Source organism: Aequorivita todarodis, from assembly GCF_028561335.1.
GTDB lineage: Bacteria > Bacteroidota > Bacteroidia > Flavobacteriales > Flavobacteriaceae > Aequorivita > Aequorivita todarodis.
In genome coordinates, this window is record NZ_JAQQTG010000029.1 from 1 (window position 1) to 1,926 (window position 1,926).

At 32.5% G+C, this 1,926-nt stretch carries 2 protein-coding genes; one reads left to right on the forward strand and one right to left on the reverse strand.

Annotation, left to right across the window (positions count from 1 at the left end; all coding sequences use genetic code 11):
* Positions 1-235: hypothetical protein (locus tag POV26_RS10530; protein ID WP_272856436.1), on the forward strand; the 235-nt coding region annotated here is incomplete at its 5' end.
* Positions 236-317: 82 nt separating this feature from the next.
* Here POV26_RS10530 and POV26_RS10535 read toward each other — a convergent pair.
* Positions 318-1,433 (reverse strand): FG-GAP repeat domain-containing protein, encoded by a 1,116-nt coding sequence (locus tag POV26_RS10535; RefSeq protein ID WP_272856437.1) that lies wholly within the window; start codon positions 1,431-1,433, stop codon positions 318-320.
* Positions 1,434-1,926: the final 493 nt, after the last annotated feature.

The following is a 1,926-nucleotide window of genomic DNA, read 5'->3' on the forward strand; positions in this document are numbered from 1 at the left end:
AACTGCTTGGAAGGCTTTTATCCAACCGCTGCGAGTAAATGTCCCAGTAATCTATAAAGATCCTGGATCCGGTCGGGGAGCGATTTTTATGGGGTTTGGATTATACCCTCTTAAATTGTGGGCTACGGTCTTGTATATGGCTCGTAGCGTGCAAATTAGCGATAAATTTTCGGTTAAGCACGAGCCGAATTTTTTAATTTTCTTATTATCTTTTTTTCCCAATAAGCCAAATTAAAAAATTTGGCGGACTTGCAAATATGCCTAAACTTCGATTAAGCAACTGCCCAGCTATGAGCTATATACGGTGTTGCCCACAGTTATTTTTTCCGAGTTCTGTAATATAAATTCCAAGTTCCCGAATTTGATTCCACAATATCTGGAAATCCATCATTATTTAAATCTCCTATTTCTATATTATAAGTATCATCTTTTAAGTCTTCTCGCAAACCAATTTCTATAAACGTGCCATTTTTCTGGCCTAAATAAACATAATTCCGTTCTTCTGAATTTCCCTCAACTATATCTAAATATCCATCTTGATTTAAGTCAGCTACTTTTATTGATGAAGTTTGACGTTCGGTTTTGAAATCGAAAACTCGCTTAAAAGTCAAATTTTTGTCGCCAAAATAAATGCTATTTATTGAACCTAAATTTCCTGTTATAATATCTAAAAATCCATCATTGTCAAAATCTCCAACGTCAATAGAGCGGGTTTCATCTTCTCCATTGCCAAATTCTATTACTTTTGAAAAATTCTGTTTTCCGTCATTTAGATAAATTTTGTTTTTACTCTGTCTTTCAGCTGTAATTAAGTCTAAAAATCCGTCTTTGTTTATATCGACAATTTTTGTTTGAATTGTTTGGTCAGAATCGGTTCCAAAAGTGATAATATTTTCAAAATATCCTTTTCCATCATTGAGGCAGATTTCATTTACGGCTTTTCTATTTGAAAGTATCAGGTCAAAATCTCCATCTTTGTCAATATCTACTATTTCAAGATTTCGTGAAGGTGATATTGAACCAAAAGAAATTTCTTTGTCAAAGCTGTCATTTGCAGAACCAAAATAAATTTTATTTGGAATATTATCGTTGGCTACTGCTATGTCTATAAATCCATCATTATTGAAGTCAGCACTTTTCACAGCATAAGAGGCATCAAGAAATTTACCAATAGGTTGGGCTAATTTGAAACCTCCATTTCCGTCATTGTAGTAAATGTAATTTTGTTCCGCCCAATGTCTTCCATTTGCTACAAGTGCATCTAAATCTCCATCTTGGTCAATGTCTGATAATGTTATTGAAGCGGTTCGGTTCGATTGTGTTCCAATTGAAAAAAATCCATCAGCATTAAAAAATGTCACTTCTTGAGCAAATCCATTAAACGAAATTGTCAATAAAGTAAGTAATATTATTTGTGTTCGGATTTTTTTCATAATTGTGGGCAACGGTCTTGTATATGAAAAGTAGCGCTGAAAATAAGCGATATTTTTCGGATGAAACACAAGCCGAATTTTTAAATTTTACTATTTATTTTATTTTTGGGAAATCGTCAAATTTAAAAATTTGGCGACTTTCCAAAAATGCCCGAACCTTTGTGTTAGCAATGACTCGCGCTATTTTTTATATACGTTGTTGGCAACTGGCTTTCTCCGTTTATTATTATTTCTCTATTATTTTATAATTCCGATTTAGATAGTTTAAAGTGTCAGAATATTTTTTATCTACTTCATTATTTATTTTTTTCAGAACTGCTTTATATACATAATCAATGTCCAAATTATAAGGTTCAGCTGTAATTTTGTAAGCTTCCCCTAATTAGAACTGTTCATTCTTCTAATATTTCTACAAACTTATTATTTTTAATTCTCTTGGGGCTAGCCCCAAGAGAATTAAATTCCGCATATTTTACTGGCGGTATTTTACCCA

Excerpts from the sequence above, each read along its gene's own strand:
- POV26_RS10535 (WP_272856437.1), bottom strand. The coding sequence starts at position 1,433 with ATGAAAAAAATCCGAACACAAATAATATTACTTACTTTATTGACAATT.